The sequence below is a fragment of the Priestia sp. J2 genome, from assembly GCF_020790095.1.
Lineage (GTDB): Bacteria > Bacillota > Bacilli > Bacillales > Bacillaceae_H > Priestia > Priestia zanthoxyli.
In genome coordinates this window covers 963,126-986,821 of record NZ_CP086208.1, presented here as the reverse complement: position 1 = coordinate 986,821, position 23,696 = coordinate 963,126, and the positions used below count along the sequence as shown (strand labels likewise).

The window sequence follows — 23,696 nt, the reverse complement described above, 5'->3', positions numbered from 1 at the left end:
TTGTTAAAACACGGCTAAATATGTAACGGCTGTGCACCCTATTCCAAGCAAAACAAAGCGTATACAAACGGCGGTTTTAGATAAAGCTGCGTTTGAAAGCCGAATGGAAATAAATGTTGTAAGCAACGCCGCTGATAGGCTTGTAATGGCAAATAAACTATGCTGCGCCGATAAACCAGCATACTGCAGCAGAGGTGTAAAAATAACGTTGCAAAGAACCATGGTTAGCAGAAATAAAAACACAGTTTTATATCGAAACCGTACAAACATTGACCCTCAACTCCTACTAAAGAGATAGAAGCCAAACAAGTTGGCTTCTCTTTCTTTACATTTGAACTGAACTATCGGATGGTGCAACCGTTGCTTCATCGCTTTTTTCCATTTCGACCATCTTTCGGTCGTACATTTTAAAGAACGGAAGATAAATGACAACAGAAATAGCAATATTGATAACGACTAGCACAACCGCCCGCCAGTCTCCTCCGGTTGATAGATACGCTCCGATCGGTGCCGGTAGCGTCCAAGGAACCATTACGTAGGTTGGCGTAATAAGACCTGTCGCCGTTGCTGCGTATGAAATGATCGTTGTAATAATCGGGATGATAATAAAAGGAATAATTAAAATAGGATTTAAGACAATTGGCAAACCGAAAATAATTGGTTCGTTAATATTAAAAACCGCTGGAATAAAAGATGTCCTAGAAAGCGCTTTCGAATATTTAGATTTTGAGAAAAACAGCATTGCTAAAGCAAGGCCTAGCGTTGCTCCAGATCCTCCGATCCAAACAAACCATTGAAAGAACGTTTCGGGTGCAATATACGGGAGCGTTGAAGCTCCGTCTGCTACCGCTTCAGCATTTTTCGCTAAATATACTTCCCATACAGGCCGTGCCACTGTCCCAACAACAGAGACGCCGTGAATTCCAAATGACCAGAAAAACGTAATTAAGAAAACCGGTATTAATACTCCTGCTAAACTATCTCCTGCCTCTACAAGCGGAGCAACTAGTTTATCAACTAAATGATGAAGATCGATACCTAAAACAATTGTAATAATGGTCATAAGTACAACAACAATCGCAACTGGAATTAGCGCTTCAAAAGACCTCGATACCGAAGGTGGCACTTGCTCCGGCATTTTAATGGTGACATTTTTTGCTTTACAAAACCTGAGAATCTCGACTGATAAAATCGATACAATCATCGTCACAAATAAACCATGTCCTCCAAGGTTGGTCATTGGAAGCATAAACCCTTCTTCTTCAATCAGCTTTGGAGTCACCGTAAGAAGTAGTGCAGCAACTGCAATTTGTGCTCCTGACAGCGGATCGAGATTATAGCTTTTGGACAAGTTATACCCTATCCCAAAGGCTATATATAAAGACATAATAAACATCGTTACGCGATACGGTATTAAAATGTTGGCGCTGTTATCAGCTGCCCATTTCGCAATTGTGCTATCTTGCGGCACAGGCGGAAATGCTAAAATTAAGAAAAAACTTCCGATAATGATAAACGGCAAAGCGGAAATAACACCATCACGAATGGCTTGAAGATGCCGCTGTTCTGATAACCTGGCCATGGGTCCCGATAAATTGTTCTCTAAAAACGACACAAATTTGCTCATATACCCTTTCCCCCTCTATATTCTCCCCTTGTGTAATAAACCCCTTATTTATTTAAAAAGCAGGAAGAAACCTGCTTTCCTTAGCTAACGAGCTGTTGAACCGTTTTATAAAGCGTCGGACCTCCAAGCGGCGTATAAGCCTGCGGCGGAATGGGCCCGCATGGAACAGAAGCTTTATCCGCTTCCGCTTTCACTGCGTTAAACCGGTGACGAATCTGCGGTGCAACCATTACAACGTCCCAGCCCTTTTGAATTTCCTCTGCCACTTCATTTGTCCCAATTGCCAGCACTTCCATATCCGTTCCGTGCTTTTGTGCTTCTGTTTTTAATGCTTTCACTACAATCGCACTTGACATTCCTCCAGAACATACAAACAATACCTTCATTTTCTCGTTTCCCCCTACCTCTTAATTTTTTGAATTACATTATGTGTATCGATTATGCGCTCAAACACTTGATTGCCTTTTTGAATACATAACCGTATAAACATCGCATCTACAATGGCTAGCTGAGCAATACGAGCGCTCATCGTTCCAATTCGAATATGCTGCTCTTCTACTGAAATAGTCAGCAGAATATCAGCTAATCTAGAAGCTGGAGATGATCCGTGCTGCGTTAGCAAAATAACCGCTGCCCCTTTATCTTTGGCTATTTGCATCAGCTCCACCACTTCTTTTGTTTGACCGGAAGTCGATACTACAAACAGCACATCATCTTTTGTCATATTCGTAGCCATCACCATTTGAACGTGACTGTCTAATGAAAACAGCGCTGAAATATCGATTCGAAGCAGTTTATACTGCGCATCTAGCGCAACCACTGATGACCCTCCTGCTCCGTATAAAAACACTCGTTTCGCTCCATGAATAGCTTCCGCAGCTGCATCAATTGCAGAAGAGCTCACTAAACGACTCGTGTTCATAAGTGCGCTCATACTTTTGCTCATGACTTTTTCAAGCACAGCTTCGGTCTCGTCTTCAAAATTAACCGGAAGATTCGGCAGCTGCTCGTTATTCACCTTATGGGCATCTTTTGCTAATTCAATCTTTAATTCTTTAAAACTATTAATCCCTACACGCTGACAAAAGCGGATAATCGTAGCTTCGCTGCACTGACACTGCTTAGCTAGCTGTTTGGTCGTTAAGTTCAACGTGGTCGTAGGATTTTCTAACACGTAATCAGCTACTCTTCCTTCAGCAGGACTGTAATGATTCATTTGTGCATCGATTAAAGTAAGTACGGAAAATTGGCGCATGAATTCCTCCATCGTTAAGTAACGTATTTCTAAAATATTCTTTAAATTACCATTATTATATTTTTTCTGAAGTTTAATTTCAATATTTTTCTGATATTTTTAAAACTTTATTTTATTTTTCAGAATATTTTATTAAAATCTATTGTGAATATAACGACCGCATGCTATATTATGAAAGAAATTTTATCTCAACCAAAAAAAGAAGGAGGAACGAACATGCATATAAAAAAATGGATTGGAGGCATCTTGTTTTTGCTGCTGTTTTGTTCGAGCACATTACCTGCTAAAGCAGACGTACCTACTACGTATCAAAAACGGGAGCTTCGAGCGGCTTGGATTGCAAGCGTATACAATATTGACTGGCCTTCTCAGCCTGGTCTTCCGGTTGAGCAGCAAAAAAAAGAGTTTACCTATTTGCTAGATGAAGTACAAAAGATGGGAATGAATGCTGTGGTCGTTCAAATTAAACCTACCGCTGATTCCTTTTATCCGTCGAAATATGGCCCGTGGTCAGAATATTTAACGGGTACACAAGGTAAAGATCCCGGCTACGATCCTCTAGCTTTTATGGTGGAGGAAGCACATAAGCGCAACTTAGAATTCCACGCATGGTTTAACCCTTACCGCATTACCATGAATCATACTGATTTAAACAAACTTGCCGATAATCATCCTGCCAAACAACATCCTGATTGGGTCGTCTCCTATGGAAAACAACTCTACTACAACCCAGGTATTCCCGAAGTAAAAAACTTTATTATTGAAGAAGTGCTCGAAGTCGTAAGAAACTATGATATTGATGCTGTTCATATGGATGACTATTTTTATCCTTACAAAATTGCAGGTCAAATGTTTCCAGATCAAAAAACATATGAAACCTACGGTGCTCAAACGTTTTCGAATATTGAAGACTGGCGCCGAGACAATGTTAATCAGCTTGTTCGAGATTTAAATACGGCTATTAAAAAAACAAAATCATACGTGAAGTTTGGCATCAGTCCGTTCGGCGTGTGGAGAAACATCGCTAATGATCCAACTGGCTCTGAGACGACTGCTGGACAAACAAACTACGATGATTTGTATGCTGATACGCGTACGTGGATTCAAAATGGATATATTGATTACATCACTCCGCAAATTTATTGGAATATTGGATTTGAACCCGCTGCTTACGATACGCTGCTCAACTGGTGGAGAGATGAAGTTCGCGGAAAGCCAGTTCACCTTTATATTGGACAAGCTGCTTATAAAATTAATAACAACGCGGTGGAAGCATGGTCTGATCCCGATGAGTATCCAAGGCAAATTGCTCTGAATCATCAATTTCCAGAAGTACACGGGAGCATGCATTTTAGCCTGAAAGATTTGAACCGAAACCCGCTAGGAATAAAAGATAAGCTGCAAAACGATATTTATAAACATCCTGCTCTTATTCCGGCAATGCCTTGGCTTGATGATACGGCTCCAAAAGCACCAAAATTAAAAAACGCGGGCCCTCATACAAAAGAAGCGGCGTTTGAAATTCGAGATCATCAGCAGAATGATTCCGCCTATTATGCCATTTATCGCTTCCAAGGCAATAAACGAGGTGACATCAACAACGCAGAAAACTTACTGACAACCGTTCGGAAAACAGGAGAAACACAATTATTTGTAGATCAAAGCGCACTCAAAAATCAAACATACACATATGTTGTAACCTCTGTTGACCGTTTGCATAACGAAAGTGATGTTTCCCGTACGCTTACTGTAAAAGCACCTCATTAAAAAAGGTTCTATAACAAAATGTATGGTAGGATAAAGAAATCAAATGATGCTTTATCAAGCCATTCTGTTATAGAAAGTAGTGAAAAAAGATGGAACCAAACTATGATCGTGCCTTTGGCGTATATGGAATTTGTATGCGAGATGACAAGCTGCTTGTTATTCGAAAAAATAGAGGGCCGTATATTCATCGCTTTGATTTGCCAGGCGGACAGCTAGAGCACGGCGAAACATTAACAGATGCGATGAAAAGAGAATTTAGTGAAGAAACTGGCTTTGAAATTACTATTATTTCTCAAGCCGGTACAACGGATTTTCAGTATCCCTGTAAGTGGAAAGAATTTACCCATGTACATCACATTGCTGTTTTTTATTACGTAGACATTGCCGGCGGTGAGCTTCTTTCCAACCCCGTCCAGTTTGAAGGACAAGATTCTTTGGAAGCATTGTGGATCGCACCGCAAGATCTTAACATCGATAATGCTTCTCCTCTTGTTCTAAAAGCAGTGGAATCTTTAAGCTTATTATCATGGCCTTATGAATCTCAGATTTATGATGAGTGGGAACTTAAAACCTCCGAATGATGATAGTGACTAAACAGTACTTCTAAATATCGCAGGCTTAGCTTCTGTTTAGGCCAAAATCAGAAAATATGTTTAATTTCTTTCTAACGGTGGAATAGACAAGTAACACTACTTAATCACTAATAGAAAGGAAGATTAAAATGAGTAAAGGTTTAGGAGATAAAGTTAAAGGAAATGTATCAAAAGCTAAAGGTGAAGTAAAAGATCAAGTCGGAAATGCAACGAATAACCGCGATCTTCAGCGTGAAGGAAAAGCTGAGAAAGCAAAAGGAAATGCTCAAAAAGCAGTAGGCGAAACAAAAGATACATTTAGCAATAAATAAAAAAGGACGAGCTTAATGCTCGTTCTTTTTTTATTTAATAAGCTGATTTAAGCTTTTAATGATTACGTTTGGCTGCAACTCTTTATGCTCAGCTACATTTCCTTTTCGGTTAACCCAAGCCGTTGCGAACCCGTAGTTTTTAGCACCGGCAATATCCCATGTATTCGATGACAGAAACAATACTTCTTCTCTTTTTGCATTCATTTTATTTTTTGCATAATGATAGCTTGCCATTGTAGGCTTGTACTGTTTGATTTCGTCTATGGAAATAACGTCTTCAAATAAATGATTCATATTGTGATAAGAAACAAGCGGATCAATCATATGCTTAGGACCATTCGTAAAAATAGCCAGGCGATATCCTTTTTCTTTTAAATAGGCGAGCACCTCTTTGACCTCATCGTAGACATTCAGCTTCATGTAAGCACTCATCAGCATTTTTTCTTCATGTTCCGTTAAATCAATATCATTTGCTTCTGCTGCATATTTCAGGGATTGATTTGTTAATGTATAAAAGTCAACGTATCGTCCCATCAGCTGATATTGCATTGCATATTCAATTTGCTTCAAACGCCATAAATGGCTAATACTTTCTCCTCGTTCCGGATACAGCTTATCACACGTTTCAATAACGGTATGTACATCAAACAGTGTTCCATATGCATCAAATAAAATCGTTTTAAATTTCATCTGTGTTCGCCTCCTTCTTTCATTTTACCCACTCGTAAAAAAACATAACGTTTTTTCTGTTAAAAAAGAGGCATATTACCAGCTGAAGTATGCTCATTTCTTATGAAGATAAAAAAACAGCAGGCTCTCCTACTGTTTATAATCCCACACGACTTTCCATTCTCCTTTTTCACGAACAGCATACACTTTCTGCACCAAATCAAAGTTTCCATATTTCCCTTTATACGTTTGGATAACGGTCATTTCGTAAACAACAGGAAACGCTTTACGATCATTTTCCATCTTCCAGCTCTTTCTTTTTTCAACATCTTCAATGGAATACGTAAAAGTGTCTACTCCGAAATGATTGAGAAATACGTGTGCTCGATCTTGTATGTATGCACCTTTTGTCCACTTCTTTTTCATGGACGAATGAAAAAGGTTCCATGATTCCGAAAAGTTCCCTTCCTGTTCTAGCGTATAAAATTCTTTTACAGCAGATTTGGCTTGATGACTCGGAGAAAAGAATGTAAATTGAAACATCCAAATTCCCAGCGCAATCAAAGCAAGAAACACAGCTACTCCTAAACTTCGCTTCAAAAGCAGTGTTTTTTTTCGATACAAGTAAAAAGCCCCTTTATCAAAAATGCAGTATACAACAGCTTATTCGATATCAGGGCTTTTTAGTATTGCCGAACTAAACTTATCGGACATATCCTCAAAAAAGAGATTGAGACATAACTACACACATGAAATCTACGTTCACCTTAACCATAAAAGATCCGAACAATTCACCGTTCAGATCTTCCTTCAACTAAACTACGTTTGTCCCAGCCTCTTTCTGCGCTATACAATGTGAAAAGCCATTTGCATGGCTGCTAAAAAGCCCACGAACACAAGGCCCGTCACGAGACCCTCTTTCCAATCTGGCCGGTCTCCTCGAACAAATTTAGCAATATCATACGATAGCATGGCTGCTAAAAAAATCGTTAAAACAATATACAGCGGCTCCATCTTCTATCACCCACTATTTCTTTTCTTCAGTGTAACAACTTTTTCATAAGTATGCATGTAAAAAAAGCAGCTTAAAATTCTTGACGAATGTGTGAAATTTCTCTTTTTTATGCATAAACTACTTAAAAGCGTGAAAGGAAGATGCCCTTTGTCTGCTTTTAATCCTCAGCAATTTAGCGTCACATACCGGCAAGGAAGCACGCCCACCTTTCCTTTTATTGGGCGTCGCTATACGCTCACCCATTCTGAACAAACAGACGATTTATTTCTTTGGATCGACGAAAAGTTTGCTGTTGATCAATTAAATGAGCAGCGAAATGAGCTTTTTGCCGAATGGCTCCACAAAGACGGTGTTGATACGCTGTATGTATACGTATTTATTGGAAATGAACACACGGAAAAGTCTGTTCAAGCCATACGGTATGCTATTTTCAAACAAGAAATGCCTTACTTACTAAAAGCATTGCGCTACGGTGATGCCACGTTTTTCAACGCTCACCCTGCTTTAGATCGTTCCCCCATTTACGTACATTTTCATTCCAGTGACAAAGAATTTCATTCCATTCGATATTTTCAAACGCCTTCTCACTATGCCTAAGCATATGAGAAGGGATCTTTACTTCGTTAATCTCCTGTTTTCCAAACTCCATTTCTTCTAGGGTCTCCCGCCCCTTCCATTTGTTTATCTTGAAAATTAATGGTTAACGCTTGGATACCTCCATAAAAGACGTCGCTTTCCTTTGTTTCTATCCGAAACGCAGAAGGGATATTTTTTGTATCTAAATCAGGCTCTATATAAATAGTCGAATCGTCAAAAATAAATCGCGGTTCATTTACAGCTTCTTGAAGCGGTTCATTTCCTTCAAGATTTTTAGAAAGTACCTGAGTTAAAATTTGAGGAATCCGCGTTCCGCCAGGAGAACCTATTCCCATCGCCCACTCGCCTTTTTCTCTTATAATAGTTGGAGCTGTAAAGGTTCTTGCTCTTTTTCCTGGCTCACGATTATTCGGTTCTTTGCTTCCAAACGTATCAGCATTGTTATTAAGAAAAAAACCGTCAACTTGTTCGCCTGTACCAAAGAAGTTACTTAACGTATTGGTTGTTGATACGACGGTTCCTTCTGAATCAATAACTACAAAATGTGTTGTACTTTCGTGTTCTTCATCCCCTTCACCTGAAGAACTTGTCGGGTGATTGACCAGGTTTGTTATATAATCATCACTAACTAACTCACTTGAGTTTTGATTATGAAAGTCAGGATCGCCGATTTGTTTTAACCGGTCGGAGTAAGCTGCTTTTTTAATTCTGTTCATCGTTTCGTAATAGTCTTTGTCAGGCATTGTTTCAAGATTTTCTTTCTCTGCCATTTTTAACATTTGAATCAGTGTAATCCCGGAAAAAGGCGGAGGCGCTGAAATCACTTCCGTTCCATTGTAAGCAGAAACGACAGGCTTGGTTTCTGTCACTTGATAGGAAGATAGGTCTTTTTTAGAAATAGGCGTTGCATCAGCAAGATCTTGTGCCAAATCTCCTTTATAAAATGCAGATGCACCTTCTCGCTGAATCTTAATTAACGTTTTAGCCAACACTGGCTGGGACAGCGTTTCTCCTTCTTCGATTGCTTCTCCCTTCGGATAAAAAGCAGATAGATCATCCACATCCATCCTTCCTCTAGAATAATACAATCGCGAAGATAAAAGAGAGTCTACTTCAAACCCTTTTTCAGCGTATTCAACGGCCGGCTGAATTAAATCACTCATTGATTTTGTGCCATACTTCTGCTGAATATATTCCATGCCAGCCACAAATCCCGGCACGCCGTTTTTACCGCTCATAGAAGTTGGAGCGGTTTCCCGGTAATCGATAAAGGTAGCAGGCTGATCTTTTTTGGCAATCAGCATACCTCCACCTCCGCCAATTCCGGATCCAAAAGGTTCGACTACATTGAGGGCATACGAAATAGCAATGGCCGCATCTACTGCATTCCCGCCTTCTTTTAATACGTCCATCCCTACATTTGCTGCCAGAGAATTCGATGAACTCACACCATAAGAATGATCATTATTTTTTTTAAGCAGCTTTTTAGGACTAAGATCTGTAGATTGAGTCATAAAAAAAGCGGCTATAACCCCGATTAACAACAAAACAGCAACAATATTAAATAACAGTAATTTTTTATTCACACATTCCCCTCCATTTTTACTCATATGTATATTTTGTGAAGCGCTTTCATTTTTATCCATAAATTAAATTGCACACAAAAAAGACATCGCCCCGGACGATGCCTTTTTATTACTATATATGTTTTATTTCCCAGAAGCTGCTGCAGCATCATTTACTGCATCTGTAGCAGCAGATTTTGTTTGTTCAATCATTTTTACGTTATTTTCGATTTTTTGCTGTTCATCTGTTGAAAGAGTTGCCGGATGTTTTAAAGCTCCAAGTCCTGCTACTACTCCTGCTACAATAGCAATTGGTCCTACAATCCCTACGATACGTTTTGCGATCATTTTCTATTCCTCCAATTAAATTAGTCTGTACTTTTTTCCCATAAACCGTGGCGGCGCGGATCAGCGTCACCTTGAATTTTATTTTTCTTTAAGTCTTTCACAAGAGCTTGAACGCCTCCGTAAAACATCGCGTTATCATTGTTTTTTAAGTCATAGCCGTACGTTTTTAAACCATCTTTAGTTGACTGTTTAAGCTTAGCTTCTGAATAAAACTTATGAGAATCAAAAATCACACGCTTGTTTTCTACTGCCTTTTTAATGGAATCTTTGTCCTCAAAATAATCCCCAATTACTTGCGTTAACACTTGCGGAATACGATTTCCTCCCGGTGTGCCAATCGACATTACCCATTCATCACCTTCACGAATAATGGTAGGGGCTGTAAATGTTCTTGGACGCTTACCAGGTTCACGCTTGTTAATTCCTTGTCCAAACGTATTGAGCGTATTATTCAAAAAGAATCCATCTACATATTCACCGCTGCCGAAGAAATTACTCAGCGTATTCGTTGTCGATACAACGGTTCCGTCACCGTCCATCACAACAAAATGAGTGGTACTTTCATGTTCTTCGACGTCGCTTACTTTGGTGTGATCTGTTTCAGTATTATTTAATTTATTACGAAGTAAATGCACGTAGTGATCGTCGATCCAATCATTTGGCGTTTCTTTTATAAAAGCCGGATCGGCAATTTTCTTCAAGCGGTCTTGATAAGCTACTTTTGAAATTTGACCAAGAAAATGATAATAAAGACTAGGATGCGATTCCTTCAGCTTCCAAATATCTTCTTGATCCGTCATTTTTAACATTTGAATGAGCGTAGCACCAGCAAAAGGAGGAGGTGCTGAAATAATTTGATGACCTTTATAATTAGTTGATAGAGGTTTGCGCTCAACAGGCGCATACTTTCGCAAGTCTTTGTGACTTACTTTCGTTTCTTCTGTAATATCGTCTGCAATTTTCCCTCTATAAAAAGCATTTGGCCCTTCTTCCTTAATCTTTTGCAGCGTGTTCGCTAATTCATGCTGTTTGACAATTTCACCTGTGTTAATGGCGTCTTTATCTGGGTAAAAGCTAGGAATTTCATCTTCATTCACATTACCTTTGTATGAAACCAGCCTATCGTGCAAATCTTTGTCCACTTTGTACCCCTTCTCGGCATAGTTAATGGCCGGGTCGATTAGTTTGCTCATCGACAGAGATCCGTAGTGGTGCTGAATATAATCCATACCAGCGACGAACCCTGGTACGCCAATCTCATCTTCTTTATCATTCTTAGGTGCAATTTCTCGGTAGTCAATAAATGTTGGAGAGGCATCTGCTGGATCAATCAGCATTCCGCCGCCTCCCCCAAGTCCTGATCCGTACGGTTCCACAACACCAAGCGTGTAGGAAATGGCAATAGCTGCATCAACTGCTGTACCGCCTTGTTTAAGAATTTCCATACCTACTTTTGTGGCGCGAGGATCTGAAGTACTTACTGCATATTCTTGTTTTGGAAACATAAATTGATAAACACATACACCTACTATGAGTGAAAAGATGACAATGGAAACAATAATCGTATTACGTTTATTTATCATCTTTTACCTCCTCTGTGTATGACGGGCTATTAGTTAGCTTGTGCTTCTTTCTTTTTGCGCTCCTCTGCATGTTTTATAATGCGAGAATGATCTAAGTTTAATTCAAACTTGTTTCGTTCTTTTTCTAACAGTTCAGGGTTTGAAGAAAACTTGTTTAAATCGTTATAAATACGCTTCATGCGCCAAGGGTTATCCGTTGGAGTTGGTGTACCTGCTTTAATAACCATTGGAATAACATCAATTTTAGCTTGGCCCTGCTTGTTTAAATGATACTGAACCATCGCTGTATTTTTCGTACTTGACCACCCTTGGTCAAAGATAAAGTTTCCTAGGCTATAGAAAATAACCGAACCTTTATATACGTCATATGACTGTAGAACGTGCGGATGGTGACCGATGATAATGTCCGCACCAGCGTCTACCATCGCTTTTGCTAGTCCTTCTTGACGAGGACTTGGCTGTGCATCGTATTCTTCACCCCAGTGGGCATTTACTACAACTAAATCAGCATTTGCTTTCGCTTGCTGGATCGTGCTGAAAATAAGATCCGGATCTGCTTTTAAAATACCTGGGTTGTTTTTTCCAGCGGACATTCCGTCTGAATGTACATCCGTAAACCCTACGGTTGCAATGCGGATGCCGTCAGCATCTTTATATGAAATATGCTTTGCTTCTTCAGAGTTACGGCCAGCACCAACAAAATCTAATTTGTTTGCTTCAAAAGTCGAGATCGTATCTTCTAACCCTTTTGCACTGTAGTCCATTGAATGGTTGTTCGCTAAGTTTAATACGTCGAAACCTGCATTTTTAACGGTCGCTAGATCAGCAGGCTTACTATATAAATGAATACCTTTTTCCATTGCTTTATATGAATCTACGTCGTTTGTTAAAATCGGCGTTTCGTAGTTCCCGCTTACGTAATCCGAATTTTTAAAGAACGGCTCCACGTTGCGGAATACAAAATCTTCTCCGTAGCGTTCAGTTACTTCTCTTACATGGCGACCCATCATAATGTCTCCGACCATAGTCATCGTTAAATCATTATTGGCCTCTGGATTAGCCGTCTCAGGGTTTTCAAGAGCGTCCGAACGCTCCATCCATCCTGAAAGAGCTAAAATTACGATTAAAATTGGCGTTAAGATAAGAGCTTGCTTGCCCGTTGTAGGCTTTGTTTTCTTTATAAACATCAATACTTTTTCTTGAAAGTTTAATTTTTTCTCTTTCAACGCTTTCACCTTCCTTTACCAGCTGCGGTTTGTTTGTGTATTAAAATAAATAATAAACTTGCATAATTCCAAATGTTACACCACTTAATAAAACCGTTGTTCCAACTGTTAAAGGAAGACCTTGCTTTTGCATTGTATTTGCAATTAAGCCCGGTACAATGATACCAATTCCGCGTAATTCAAACACTTCAAACGGCAAGATCGGGAAGAAATAATCAAATGCAACTTTAATCACAATACCCGTAATTAACATCGCTGTAAATTTGCGACGTCCATATAAAATAACTACTTTTGAGATTCCGTACACGACGATAACATAAGTTAAAATACTAATTAAGAAAATCATTAAAATGGTAATTGGCTGATCAAATACAAGAGCTAAATACCCCGGTACGATAAGACCGGCTGGCAATACGCCCGTTTTTTCTGTAAAAATTAAGCTTAGTGTAACCCCTAACACAAGGGCAATATATAAATCTGATCCGAACATGAAATGGCCTCCTAGATTAAACTGCTTTTCTCATCTTTTTCATTTCAATAATAGCTTCAACAAGCGGCTCGGCTGAACCGTGGATATTTCCGACACCGTATACGATACGATCTTTTAAATAAGGCTTCATGCGCTCTAAAATTTCTTCTGTAGAAGCGCCTTCCATATCCCAGAATTCTTTTGTTGGTAATTCGCCTCTTTGGTGTGCAGCAGCGATTGGTGAGGTCGTCTGACCAATTGCAATCATTACATCCGCTTCAATGTATGGCATTACATCTTCAGCAAATTGCTCGGTGCGATCTACACGGTCCGGACGGCAGTTCATAATGACAATAGGAAGCTTTTCACTATAGTTCATTGAATCTACACGTTCCCAAATACGAAGCGTGGAAGAAGCGTCGTTGGCAGCAAATCCATTCACTAAAAATGCTGGATTTTTTTCATCGCCAAACGTTGTAATTCTCATAGCTCCTGGGTCAGGCTGGGCATTTAACATTCCTCTCATCGCTGTTTCAGCATCGATGCCAAGTGCTTCTGCTACTGCTAAACCGATGGAAGCATTATCAGGGAAAACCATATAATCAAATTCACGTAAATACGCTTCAGATACTTTATCATTGTCAGCTACAATAACCTTTGTGTTGCGCTCTGCGGCTATTTTTTTATAATATTCCAAATATGGACCTTCAATTGTAACAAGGTGACCATCATAAGGAATAGTAGCAGTGAACGCTTGAGCAACTTCATCTAGAGTTGGACCCATTACATCCATGTGATCTTCTAGTACGTTTACAATAACGCCTACCTTGGCTTGAATCAGCTGATTTTGGAATGTGATTTGATAATCAGGCTGTACCGCCATACATTCACAAATAAGAGCTTCCGCGCCAATATCGGCAACTTCATTTACCACTCGTCGCTGTTCTCCAATGTTCGGACCTTCTTTACGACGAATAATTGGTTCTTCTTCACTTGTATGCCAGTAGATCATACGTGCTTGTGTTCCTGTCGTTTTCCCTACTGTTTTGTAACCTGCTTCTTTTACAATACCTGTAATCAATCGTGTAACGGTGGATTTTCCGCGAATACCATTAACATTCACTCGTACAGGAATTGAATGCAGCTTGCGTAAATGTCTGCGATACTCCCAAACGCCATACCCTACTAAAAATAGGCAGCAGAGGATAATTAAGATCATGTTTCATTCTTCTCCTTCCAAACTTCTCCTGTTGGATACGTTATGAATGCTTTTGATTCATAATGATAGATATACGATTTCATAGTTTCACTCCCTTTATATATGTATGGGAGCTAATCAATTAACAGCGCTAGCATGCTGCTAAAACACCTGCTTTGAAAAATGGACTCGAGTACCAATTTCAACAGCTCTAAAACTATCATCTGCGCTCATTAGTGGTCAATAGCTCAAATGTTATATATTCTTACAATTCCGATTGTCTATTTACAGAATTAAAAACTCATCGTTTTATTTAAAATTTACAGAATAGGTCTAAAGTTTAATTACCTAGAAAAATCCCATCGATACCTTTTTTTACCATAACAACAGGAATATTTTATACATCACTCTTACAATTAACACACGGAAATATTACGTAATTAAAAATTTCTTAACTTTAGAAAACGTTTTGTAATATAAAGGTGGAATAAAAAATAGTTTATCCCATTAATTCCTTTTTATGGATATACCAATTGAATTTGTCTAACAACCGTACTTGTGAGGATGATAGATAGATATAAAAGTAAGAAAAATACATTTATTTATCATTTTCTGCTTACATTTAACTTACTTAAATAGAAAGGACATTAAATATTTTTTTCTAATTTTATAAGCATTTAGACTCCATATGTACCTAGTTCTTTTGTTGTTATTTTATAGATTCCCTTTATTTAATAATCAATTCAGTAAATCTAAATCTCTTGACTATGGCCTCTTTTCCTATTTTTATTTCAATATTTTCTGAATCTTTCTACCGATAAAGGCATCTTTTGTCCGTTAAGATTGCCTAGAAAAATGCATGATTTCTCACTTTTTTGGCATATGATGTTATCATAAAAAGAAGAAGTATCATCAAAAGGAGGAAAACAATGGTTGATACAATCCTTTATTTTCTATTTTCTTTTTGCTACATTGTCCTGTTTTTCTTTAGCATATATGTAGTACGAAAAAACACTTCGCCGTTTTACATGCTATTTCTTCCTTTAGTAATAGCTGGACTAATTTACGATAATGTAATGATTGGGATTGGTTCATTTATCGGTGAAGGCGATACTTTACGTTCACTCAGCATGCTTCGCTTTTGGTTTCACGCTTTATTTACCCCTACTTTGGTGCTCTTTGCGTATGGCGTAGCGAAATATTCGACGATCACATGGGCTAAAAAACCTGTTGCCAGCATTGTTTTTTTGCTGACTACGTTTGCCTTAATTAGCTATGAAATAATCGAGACGATTAGTCAGCGTATGGAAGTTGTACGTGAATATGGCATTGTTCGCTATACATTAGTGGGATCATCCGGTCCTCCTCTTATGGTTCTTATTGTGGCGATTATTTTGCTTTTTGTTGGAATTTCTTTATTTCGCAAGACCAGGTGGAGCAGCATGATGATTGGAGTAGCCGTGATGATTGTAGGAAGTGCCGTGTCAATTCCTATACCAAGCACAGCCGTAACAAATACGTTTGAGCTTATTTTTATCTTTTCTTTATTTTTAACTCAGCGTCATTTAGTAAAAATACATTAAAAAGAAGCGATTCCCTTGCTTCTTTTTTTTATATTTGATATCTTTTACCTAACGACCGTTAGTTAGATTGAGGAGGAGCTTTTTTGAGTGAATTATCAACTGTAGAAAAAATTAGAGCTGCCGCAATGGAGCTCTTTGGAGAAAAAGGCTATACAGAAACATCGCTTGCTGATATCTCATCAAAAGTAGGCATAAAAAAACCTTCCCTGTACGCTCATTTTAAGAACAAAGACGACTTATTTTTACTAACCGTGCATGATTTAATGAATTTATTTTTAACAAAGTTATCTGTTATATACGAACAGCATAAAACAAAGTCTGCTAAAGAACAGCTTCACTGCTTTGTTGTAGATTTCTGCACGATGATTGAAAAAGATTCTTTTGGCCAGATGTACCGTCGTCTTATTTTGTTTCCACCTGAGCATTTGCAGTCGGAAGTAAAAGCTATTTTCTTAAGAAGCGAACGATTGTCTGATCAAATTCTGCATGCTATTTTTACACAGGGAATGGCTGAAGGCGAAATAATTGAACGTCCGATTGATTTGTATATCAATAGCTTTTATTGTTTAACCGACGGACTGTTCATTCAGCGCTTTTACTATGAACCAGAGTATTATGATCAAAAAATCCACGATGCTTGGACAATATTTTGGGAAGGCATACGCGCTAAATAGGCCCTGTAAAAAGGGCTTATTATTATGTAAGGAGGAATTAAAATGGCTTGGATTTACCTTATTATCGCTGGTTTGCTCGAGATTGTATGGGCAATCGGCTTAAAATATTCACACGGATTTACTGAATTAACTCCAACAATCATTACGATCGTCACAATTGTCATCAGCTTTTATTTCTTTTCAAATGCCTTAAAAAAAATTGCTGTGGGAACAGCTTATGCAGTGTTCACTGGTATAGGAGCTGCTGGTACAGCGATACTCGGTATGACTGTTTTAGACGAAGGCGTAAATATTGGAAAGATTTTATTTTTAGGATTAATGATTTTTGGAATTATCGGTTTAAAGTTAATTTCTACTGAAGAAACAGAAAGAGAGGAATCGTAACATGGCCTGGATTGCATTAATAGCTGCTGGTTTCTGCGAAGTGGGATTTGTGATTTTCTTAAAACTTTCGGATGGATTTAAGCGATTGCTTCCTTCAATTGGATTTATCCTTTTCGGTGCAGGAAGTTTTTATCTTCTCTCCTTAGCGTTAAAAGAAATACCTCTTGGAACAGCTTACGGTATATGGACGGGAGTAGGCGCTGCCGGAAGTGTACTTCTTGGCATGCTTTTCTTTCGCGAAGCAAAAGATATGCGTCAAATTCTATTTATTTTTTGTATTGTAGCAGGTGTAATCGGCCTTAAAATCACTGGATAAGGGTGTACTACTTCCCCTCTTTTCGTGCTATACTAAACTTGTAAACACTTTCAAAAAATAGGAGACGATGACAATGAACCTTGGGTTTGGAGAAATTGCCTTAATTGTATTTGTCGCTCTATTGCTTTTTGGTCCAAAGAAACTGCCGGAATTAGGAAAAGCTGCTGGAAAAACGTTAAAAGAGTTTAAAAACGCTACAAAAGGAATTATGGAAGAAGACGAAAAAGAAAAAGCCCCTCCTAAATAAGAGGCTTATATCTCTTTTAAAAGCTGACTCAAACGTTTGAGTCAGCTTCTTTGTGGTGAGAATATACTGAAATTCGATTTCGACCCGTACGCTTTGCTTCATATAAAGCCAGATCTGCTTGATGAACAATTGAAATGGGCTGTATGTTTTCGGATGGAACGACTGTCATTATTCCAACGCTGATAGTGACGCACTTAAACACTTCAGAAGCTTGATGGACAATTCCACGGCCCTCCACTTGCTGTCTAATAGCTTCTGCCATTTTTATCGCTTCATATTGATTAGCTCGAGGAAGCAATATACCAAACTCTTCTCCTCCGTATCTTGCGACAAAAACCGATTCGTCAAAGACAACGCTTTTAGCGATATTCGCTACTTCTTTTAAGCATTCGTCTCCTTGAATATGGCCATAGGTATCGTTATACGCTTTAAAATAATCAATATCAAATAAAAGAAAAGAAAGCGGCTCTTTTTCTTTCCGTGCGTATTCCCACTCGATTTCCAGCTGTTTATCAAGAGATCGGCGGTTGTTCAGACCCGTTAAGCCATCTTTCATGGACAGCATTTCAAGCTTTTTATTAGCTTTGAGAAGATCACACTCAGCCTTCTTTTTCTCCGTAATATCTCGATATTCCCAATAGTGGCCAATATACACGTGACCTTCATAGATTGGAATGTAGTCACGCGCATAAATTTTACCGTTAATAAACGTAATTTCTTCATCTACTATTGACTCTTTTGAATAAACGGTGCTTTCTACCGTTTTTAAAAACCTAGCAGAATCTTTCAACATAGGAGCGTGAGATAAAAACAGCTGATTACTTTCCAGTCCAACATATTGATTAGGAGGCCCGGGTATATCAAACATGTCACAAAAAGTTTGATTAATAACGGCTACTTCGCGCTCCGGCGTTTCAATCATGGTACCTGTCTTTGCATTTTGAACCATAACCGAAAACATTTTAGACAGTTTTTTATGCTGACTTGTCGTTACGCGAGATACATATATATATCTACCTGCTAGATACACTAAACACCCCCCTATAAAGGAAGCAGGGAGTAAATAGACGATAGTCGCAGCGGCGTGCTTCATATCTTTAAAAAGAAAGGACAATGAGAAAAATACGCAAAGCAAGCTAATAGAATTCATTAATTGAAAACGAATAAATGGACGATAAGGTAAGCGAACCGTCCACCCAGACAGTAAAGCCATTACGATAATTGTAGCAGCGCCTATTATTCCGCTTTCCGTAATTCCAAATAAAAGCAAACGCATTACTCCTATAATACAAGCTGCAATGATAGCCGGTATCATTCCTGCATAAAGACAAACAATTGTCACCGCTAAAAAGCGAAGGTCAAGAATAATAGTAGAATCTATTTTAATTGTATATATCATTAAAATGCTGCCTAATAGTCCATAAGAACATCCGTAATAAATTAAGCGATACATTTTATACCGTTTTATTCCTTCTACTCTATAAATGATTTGCTCTCGAACTATACTCGCAGCAAACAAGAAAGAAATAATTAACGTGATATTAAAGAGAAGTTGACTCACTCTATTCTTCACCTCTTTCCAAAAGCTAAAACAAAAACAATAGGCTTCTTAGCTTACATATTGTTTACAGCTGCTTTTTTATAACTAGTACTGTTTGATTTATCGAACAGTACTATCATTTTTTTTCTTCATTAAATAAAACGCTTCTATACTATATTCGTTGCAGACAATCCTCTATACGGAAGAAACGACTTCCCTCTTTTTACATAAGAAATTCTACTTGTTAGTATACTACTAAACTCTATGTGTACACATCACCTTTTACCTTTTTTAAAATATTTATCCATTTTCTGTTTTTTGAGTGTTCCACTGAAATGTAAGTAGTCGAACTGCGACAAAAATAAAAAAAGAGCGTCGATAAAACGAGCGCTCTTTTTTATTTTTGATGTAAAAATTCCCAAAGACCTGGCGTTTGAGAAAAATCGAAGGTCTTAACAGCGGAAAGAATTTTAACCTTTAAATCTTGCTTTACGTCGTCTCTATCATGCAGTGAAAAGCTTTGAACAGCTTTATTTATTTTGGGTTCCAGCTTTTTTAATAAACGCCTTGACGCTTCTTCATCTCCGGCTTTCACTTTATTTACAAGCTCATATAGAGTTTCCATTTCTTCACTTCTTTCTTAAGTCAGTTGTTAATTCTTCCACTTTTTCTTCGAGTCGCTTTATATTGTTTTCTACACGCAGTAATAAATAAAAAGAAAGGACAGCGGGAAATCCTACGTTTCCAACAAGTTGAAGCCATTGAGGATCAAACATATCTATCACTCACCTTCATAATTTTTTTCAACTTGCTTAGCGCACGTTGGTAATGGTTAGAAACCGCTTGCTGAGAAATAGAAAAATAAGCAGCGATTTCTTTATGAGTCCAGCGTTCGACAATAATCAAGTGCAACATACACTGCTGCTTGGCCGTTAATTGGCGAAATGCATGATGAAGAATACGATTTTCAAGTTGATTTCCTAAAAATTCATGCTCCCATACAGCTCCGTCCTGTACTCCTAGCATATCTTCAACTGTTCGATTTCCATCTAGCGCAGCCGGCTGCTGCAGGCGAAGAGGAATATATGAACGCTCTTTTTCTTTTACACGCATAACATCTCTGGAATAATGTCTGCAAAGCTTGTTAATATAATGAAGCAATCTAACTTCACTATAAAACTGATGAAATTCTTTGTTTAGAAGTCTTTGTTCTTTTGTATCATTTTTAACAACCGCTTTTTGTAATCGCTCATAGCGTTCTGGTGTCAAAAATGTATTCATTATATGAGTCTGAAGAGTTGCGCTGTGGTTTGTAAGAAATGTATGAAAGGTACATTCTTTGTCGTGCCGCTTTTCTTGCTGCGAATAGAGCTGAGTCATTGTGCAAATCTCCTCCTTTTTTTCTTATACTTATTAAAAAGGGAGAAAAGAGTAAAATAACAACACCAAAAACGAACGTTTGTTCTTATATAAATTTAACTATATTAGGTTTTTTATGTCAATATGATGAAATGCTCATTAATAATCAAAACGACTCAGTAAAAATAAAAAAAAGAGATTGAGACATAACGAAATGGATCCAATCTAAAGACGAACAAATAGGATACATGAGCTGGACTGCTTATTACACCGCAGTTGATTTCCGTGCAAGACTTCGCTTTCCGCGGGCGGCCGCTGAGCCTCCTCGTCGCTGGCGCTCCTGCGGGGTCTCACCTGTTCCGCTTTTCCCGCAGGAGTCTTCGCCTTGCCCTCTAATCAACTGCTAGAAGGAACGAAACAGATGAAATCTACGTTCTGCATATCAAAAAAAACGAAACACTAATCAAACATGTTGATCAGTGTTTCGTTTTTCACTTCGGCTAAAATATTTTTATCCCGGCCCTTTTTATTTCTTCTTCATGTATAGATTATTCTTCTCCTAAAACGCGATTGATACGTTTGCGAAGCATTGGCATTCCATTTCCACCCGCTTGGAAATGACGAAGCTGACCTTCTTTATCAAATACATAATATGCTGGTACATATTTATTTTCAAAAGCGTCTGTTAACTTATGCTCACTGTCTACATAAATTGGCTGAGTAATATCGTGTCCCATTGCCATTGCCTCAATAACACCCATATCTAAGTCATCTTCCGAACGAGGCATATGAACCGCTACAACATTCAATTGATCATCATACTCATCACGAAGATCATTAACTTCAGGCATTGCTTCTTTACATAAATGGCAGCTTACTGACCAAAAGTGGATAAGCGTTGCTTTATCACCTACTAAATCTTCCTTTGTTACTTCGTCGTTAATCCAAGATGTTGCTCCAGTTAATTCAGGCATTTGTTCACGTAATTTCATGTTAAAATCCTCCTCATAAATAAAACTGAATATTCTGTCTTTTATAATTAGAAAACTATCTTTTCTATCTTAATGGCAGCAGTAGAGGAAGTTCTCCTCTACGCCACCGTTATTTATTAAAGTGTTTTTTGACCTGGTTTCCAGTTAGCTGGGCAAAGTCCGCCAGTTTGAAGTGCTTGAAGTACACGTAATGTTTCTTCTACGCTGCGGCCGATGTTGTTATGGTTTACAACTGCATATTGTAATTCACCTTCTGGATTAATAATGAATAATCCGCGAAGCGCTACGCCTTCTTCTTCAATTAATACGCCGTAATCACGTGCTACTGCATGAGTTGGATCTGCAGCTAATGGATAATTTAAATCTCCAAGCCCATTATCTTTACGATCTGTGTTAATCCAAGCTAAGTGAGTATGAATTGTATCTGTAGAAACACCTACCACTTCAGCATCTAGATCCTCAAACTCTTCGTAGTGATCTGATAGAGCTGTAATTTCTGTTGGACATACGAATGTAAAGTCCATTGGATAGAAGAACAATACTGTCCATTTACCGTTTTTCATATTTTCTTCTAAACTTACTTTTCCAAATTCCTTATTTGCAAGTACAGCTTCCATTTCGAAGCGTGGTGCTTGTTTTCCTACCATACGTTCTGCCATGTCAAAACCTCTCCTTGTACAATGTATTTAACAAGCCTATGCTTGTATGTATTATTTTTAATGCAATCAGCACTATTTACTATTTGATAACGATTATTAGTATCATTATAAACTAGTAATAACTATTGATTACATTCTTTATTATACACGAGCTATTATTATAGTCAATACTTTTTTATAATCATTTTAATCTAGGATTGATTATCGAATATTTCTCACTCTTTTTATTCTTTCCCTTGATCAATCCTATGTATGCAGGGGTGAATGAACATAGAAGATACTAAAAAACTTCCCTTGTTTCAACATATTTGCTTTTACAGTGTGCTGCAACAAGATTTCGAATCTCAATTATGTTCTTTATAACTACAATAAAAGAGAATGAGACATAACGATCTAAATCCAATTTAGAGACGAACATATGGTATAAATCTTCTAATAAGGGTCACTACTTGTTACTTAAAACCTGCTTTTATCCTACCCATAAAAAAATCCGAACGAGTTTGATTCTCCATCAAGAATCAAACTCGTTCGGATCTTCCTTCAACTAAACTACTTTTGTCCAGCCTCTTTTATTTATTTCTTATCATTTGGATATACAAGACCGATTTGCTCTCGCACTTTATCCATCACATGCATTGTTAGATACGAATTTTCATAAGAATTTGTGTCCGATTCCATCTTTCCTTGCTTTAACAGCTCTACGAATTCATTTATTTCATAGTACATAGCAGGGTAAGGCTGATCGACTGTTAACTCTTCTACCCGTCCGTCATTGTATCGAATTTCTACCTTTTCAGCGGTATGTATTTTGTCAATAATCATACTGCCTTTTTCTCCTTGAATTTCACTTGGTAAATGCGAATTTGTAATCTTAGAATACATGATGACCGCGTCGCGATCTTCGTACTCTAAAGCAACTGATCCTTCTCCATCTACTCCAGATTCTAGCATAAACGCCGTTGCCTTTATTTTATGAGGCCCTCCAAACAACGTAATCAGAGGATACAGACAATATACACCTAAATCCATCAGTGAACCGTTGGCAAGCTCTGGCTTAAAGGCATTAAGCACGATACCTTCTTTGTATTTATCGTAACGAGAAGAATACTGACAGTAAGATGCCACGTATTTCCGAATTGGACCAATTTTATGTAAGTTCTCTTGAATCACGTTGAAGTTAGGAAGAAGGGTTGATTTCATCGCTTCCATTAGTAACACCTTGTGATTCTTGGCTGCTTGAATCATGCGAGTTACTTCTGCTGCATTGGCTGCGAGCGGTTTTTCACACAGTACATGCTTGTTATTTTTCAAAAATAAGATAGCCTGTTCTGCATGATAAGCATTTGGAGTAGCAATATACACTGCATCAATTTCAGCACTTGCTGCCATTTCCTCTAAATCAGTAAATATATGAGGAATATCATATTTACCTGCAAATTCTTCTGCTTTTTCAATGGTTCGAGAATAAACAGCTGCAAGCTGAAAGTCGTCTACATACTGAGCTGATTCTAATAGTCGATCTGTTATCCAGTTTGTTCCTATTACACCAAAACGAATCATCTTTTCATCTCCTTTTTATCATCTATGTTGTATTGTATCGTTTTTAAAAAGAAAAACGAAGAAATAATACAAAATCTATACCATTTTCCATTGCTTTATATCTATTTTGTTCTATATAAAAAAAACAGCTCACAACAAATGTAAGCTGTTTTTTTATAT

Annotated in this window: 30 protein-coding genes; 9 read left to right on the top strand and 21 right to left on the bottom strand. The window is 38.0% G+C overall.

Features of this window, described 5'->3' with window-relative positions; translation table 11 throughout:
• Window positions 1-3 precede the first annotated feature (3 nt).
• From LJY09_RS05080 to LJY09_RS05065, 4 genes are all read right to left on the bottom strand, one after another.
• The gene (locus LJY09_RS05080) at window positions 4-270 is read right to left on the bottom strand and encodes a hypothetical protein (protein WP_013082025.1); all 267 of its coding nucleotides are present in this window, start codon (window positions 268-270) and stop codon (window positions 4-6) included.
• 55 nt (window positions 271-325) lie between these two features.
• Entirely contained in the window at window positions 326-1,627 is a 1,302-nt protein-coding gene (locus tag LJY09_RS05075; protein ID WP_013082024.1) for a PTS sugar transporter subunit IIC, read from the bottom strand.
• An 80-nt stretch (window positions 1,628-1,707) separates the two neighbouring features.
• Complete coding sequence (locus LJY09_RS05070) at window positions 1,708-2,013, bottom strand: PTS sugar transporter subunit IIB (protein ID WP_028412249.1); 306 nt, start codon at window positions 2,011-2,013, stop codon at window positions 1,708-1,710.
• A 14-nt stretch (window positions 2,014-2,027) separates the two neighbouring features.
• The gene (locus LJY09_RS05065; RefSeq protein ID WP_028412248.1) at window positions 2,028-2,882 is read right to left on the bottom strand and encodes a MurR/RpiR family transcriptional regulator; all 855 of its coding nucleotides are present in this window, start codon (window positions 2,880-2,882) and stop codon (window positions 2,028-2,030) included.
• A 216-nt stretch (window positions 2,883-3,098) separates the two neighbouring features.
• On the opposite strand from LJY09_RS05065, the gene LJY09_RS05060 reads away from it, so the two are divergent.
• The 3 genes from LJY09_RS05060 to LJY09_RS05050 all read left to right on the top strand — a co-directional run bounded on the left by LJY09_RS05060 (window position 3,099) and on the right by LJY09_RS05050 (window position 5,553).
• Window positions 3,099-4,649 carry a glycoside hydrolase family 10-like protein gene (locus LJY09_RS05060; RefSeq protein ID WP_028412247.1) on the top strand — a complete coding sequence of 517 codons (1,551 nt, stop codon included), beginning with the start codon at window positions 3,099-3,101 and terminating at the stop codon, window positions 4,647-4,649.
• Window positions 4,650-4,738: 89 nt separating this feature from the next.
• The gene (locus tag LJY09_RS05055) at window positions 4,739-5,230 is read left to right on the top strand and encodes an NUDIX hydrolase (RefSeq protein WP_028412246.1); all 492 of its coding nucleotides are present in this window, start codon (window positions 4,739-4,741) and stop codon (window positions 5,228-5,230) included.
• Window positions 5,231-5,370: 140 nt separating this feature from the next.
• The gene (locus tag LJY09_RS05050; RefSeq protein ID WP_014461302.1) at window positions 5,371-5,553 is read left to right on the top strand and encodes a CsbD family protein; all 183 of its coding nucleotides are present in this window, start codon (window positions 5,371-5,373) and stop codon (window positions 5,551-5,553) included.
• A 30-nt stretch (window positions 5,554-5,583) separates the two neighbouring features.
• Here LJY09_RS05050 and LJY09_RS05045 read toward each other — a convergent pair whose 3' ends face one another.
• From LJY09_RS05045 to LJY09_RS05035, 3 genes are all read right to left on the bottom strand, one after another.
• A complete protein-coding gene (locus tag LJY09_RS05045) occupies window positions 5,584-6,243 on the bottom strand; it encodes a haloacid dehalogenase type II (RefSeq protein WP_028412245.1) in 660 nt (219 codons plus the stop codon).
• 129 nt (window positions 6,244-6,372) lie between these two features.
• Entirely contained in the window at window positions 6,373-6,846 is a 474-nt protein-coding gene (locus LJY09_RS05040; RefSeq protein ID WP_028412244.1) for a hypothetical protein, read from the bottom strand.
• Window positions 6,847-7,068: 222 nt separating this feature from the next.
• Window positions 7,069-7,236, bottom strand: coding sequence for a hypothetical protein (locus tag LJY09_RS05035; RefSeq protein WP_014461305.1), 168 nt, complete (start codon window positions 7,234-7,236; stop codon window positions 7,069-7,071).
• A 148-nt stretch (window positions 7,237-7,384) separates the two neighbouring features.
• Here LJY09_RS05035 and LJY09_RS05030 point away from each other — a divergent pair, with 148 nt between their 5' ends.
• Window positions 7,385-7,834, top strand: coding sequence for a staygreen family protein (locus LJY09_RS05030; protein ID WP_028412243.1), 450 nt, complete (start codon window positions 7,385-7,387; stop codon window positions 7,832-7,834).
• 26 nt (window positions 7,835-7,860) lie between these two features.
• On the opposite strand, the gene LJY09_RS05025 is transcribed toward LJY09_RS05030, so the two are convergent.
• From LJY09_RS05025 to pgsB, 6 genes are all read right to left on the bottom strand, one after another.
• On the bottom strand, window positions 7,861-9,420 hold the full coding sequence (locus LJY09_RS05025; protein WP_154973452.1) for a gamma-glutamyltransferase family protein: 1,560 nt from the start codon (window positions 9,418-9,420) through the stop codon (window positions 7,861-7,863).
• Window positions 9,421-9,543: 123 nt separating this feature from the next.
• Window positions 9,544-9,747 (bottom strand): CapE family protein, encoded by a 204-nt coding sequence (locus LJY09_RS05020; protein ID WP_014461308.1) that lies wholly within the window; start codon window positions 9,745-9,747, stop codon window positions 9,544-9,546.
• Between the two features lie 20 nt (window positions 9,748-9,767).
• Window positions 9,768-11,330 carry a gamma-glutamyltransferase family protein gene (locus LJY09_RS05015; protein ID WP_028412241.1) on the bottom strand — a complete coding sequence of 521 codons (1,563 nt, stop codon included), beginning with the start codon at window positions 11,328-11,330 and terminating at the stop codon, window positions 9,768-9,770.
• 29 nt (window positions 11,331-11,359) lie between these two features.
• Entirely contained in the window at window positions 11,360-12,556 is a 1,197-nt protein-coding gene (locus LJY09_RS05010) for a CapA family protein (RefSeq protein WP_028412240.1), read from the bottom strand.
• A gap of 40 nt (window positions 12,557-12,596) precedes the next feature.
• Window positions 12,597-13,046, bottom strand: a complete 450-nt coding sequence (gene pgsC, locus LJY09_RS05005) for a poly-gamma-glutamate biosynthesis protein PgsC (RefSeq protein ID WP_013055707.1) — start codon at window positions 13,044-13,046, stop codon at window positions 12,597-12,599.
• A gap of 16 nt (window positions 13,047-13,062) precedes the next feature.
• The gene (pgsB, locus tag LJY09_RS05000) at window positions 13,063-14,244 is read right to left on the bottom strand and encodes a poly-gamma-glutamate synthase PgsB (RefSeq protein WP_014461310.1); all 1,182 of its coding nucleotides are present in this window, start codon (window positions 14,242-14,244) and stop codon (window positions 13,063-13,065) included.
• Window positions 14,245-15,152: 908 nt separating this feature from the next.
• Between pgsB and LJY09_RS04995 the strand changes: the two genes are divergently transcribed.
• The 5 genes from LJY09_RS04995 (at window position 15,153) to LJY09_RS04975 (ending at window position 17,427) form a co-directional block, all read left to right on the top strand.
• A complete protein-coding gene (locus tag LJY09_RS04995; RefSeq protein ID WP_098999758.1) occupies window positions 15,153-15,806 on the top strand; it encodes a hypothetical protein in 654 nt (217 codons plus the stop codon).
• 83 nt (window positions 15,807-15,889) lie between these two features.
• Window positions 15,890-16,480, top strand: a complete 591-nt coding sequence (locus tag LJY09_RS04990) for a TetR/AcrR family transcriptional regulator (RefSeq protein ID WP_014461312.1) — start codon at window positions 15,890-15,892, stop codon at window positions 16,478-16,480.
• 42 nt (window positions 16,481-16,522) lie between these two features.
• Complete coding sequence (gene sugE, locus LJY09_RS04985) at window positions 16,523-16,864, top strand: quaternary ammonium compound efflux SMR transporter SugE (RefSeq protein ID WP_028412237.1); 342 nt, start codon at window positions 16,523-16,525, stop codon at window positions 16,862-16,864.
• 1 nt (window position 16,865) lies between these two features.
• Complete coding sequence (locus LJY09_RS04980; protein ID WP_098999759.1) at window positions 16,866-17,180, top strand: DMT family transporter; 315 nt, start codon at window positions 16,866-16,868, stop codon at window positions 17,178-17,180.
• Between the two features lie 73 nt (window positions 17,181-17,253).
• Window positions 17,254-17,427, top strand: a complete 174-nt coding sequence (locus tag LJY09_RS04975; RefSeq protein WP_013055701.1) for a twin-arginine translocase TatA/TatE family subunit — start codon at window positions 17,254-17,256, stop codon at window positions 17,425-17,427.
• 28 nt (window positions 17,428-17,455) lie between these two features.
• On the opposite strand, the gene LJY09_RS04970 is transcribed toward LJY09_RS04975, so the two are convergent.
• The 8 genes from LJY09_RS04970 to LJY09_RS04940 all read right to left on the bottom strand — a co-directional run bounded on the left by LJY09_RS04970 (window position 17,456) and on the right by LJY09_RS04940 (window position 23,537).
• Complete coding sequence (locus LJY09_RS04970; RefSeq protein WP_228307513.1) at window positions 17,456-18,988, bottom strand: diguanylate cyclase domain-containing protein; 1,533 nt, start codon at window positions 18,986-18,988, stop codon at window positions 17,456-17,458.
• Between the two features lie 376 nt (window positions 18,989-19,364).
• Window positions 19,365-19,592 (bottom strand): helix-turn-helix domain-containing protein, encoded by a 228-nt coding sequence (locus LJY09_RS04965; protein ID WP_014461317.1) that lies wholly within the window; start codon window positions 19,590-19,592, stop codon window positions 19,365-19,367.
• Between the two features lie 4 nt (window positions 19,593-19,596).
• On the bottom strand, window positions 19,597-19,743 hold the full coding sequence (locus tag LJY09_RS04960) for a YvrJ family protein (RefSeq protein WP_013055696.1): 147 nt from the start codon (window positions 19,741-19,743) through the stop codon (window positions 19,597-19,599).
• Entirely contained in the window at window positions 19,736-20,347 is a 612-nt protein-coding gene (locus LJY09_RS04955; RefSeq protein WP_048020133.1) for a sigma-70 family RNA polymerase sigma factor, read from the bottom strand. Before LJY09_RS04955 ends, LJY09_RS04960 begins: the two co-directional genes overlap by 8 nt.
• A 244-nt stretch (window positions 20,348-20,591) precedes the next feature.
• Window positions 20,592-20,726: a hypothetical protein gene (locus LJY09_RS27590; protein WP_255293446.1), complete on the bottom strand. Its 135-nt coding sequence runs from the start codon at window positions 20,724-20,726 to the stop codon at window positions 20,592-20,594.
• Between the two features lie 148 nt (window positions 20,727-20,874).
• Window positions 20,875-21,318, bottom strand: coding sequence for a TlpA family protein disulfide reductase (locus LJY09_RS04950; RefSeq protein WP_013055693.1), 444 nt, complete (start codon window positions 21,316-21,318; stop codon window positions 20,875-20,877).
• Between the two features lie 116 nt (window positions 21,319-21,434).
• Window positions 21,435-21,977 carry a peroxiredoxin gene (locus LJY09_RS04945; protein WP_014461319.1) on the bottom strand — a complete coding sequence of 181 codons (543 nt, stop codon included), beginning with the start codon at window positions 21,975-21,977 and terminating at the stop codon, window positions 21,435-21,437.
• A gap of 573 nt (window positions 21,978-22,550) precedes the next feature.
• Window positions 22,551-23,537, bottom strand: coding sequence for a Gfo/Idh/MocA family protein (locus LJY09_RS04940; protein ID WP_028412234.1), 987 nt, complete (start codon window positions 23,535-23,537; stop codon window positions 22,551-22,553).
• Window positions 23,538-23,696 lie beyond the last annotated feature (159 nt).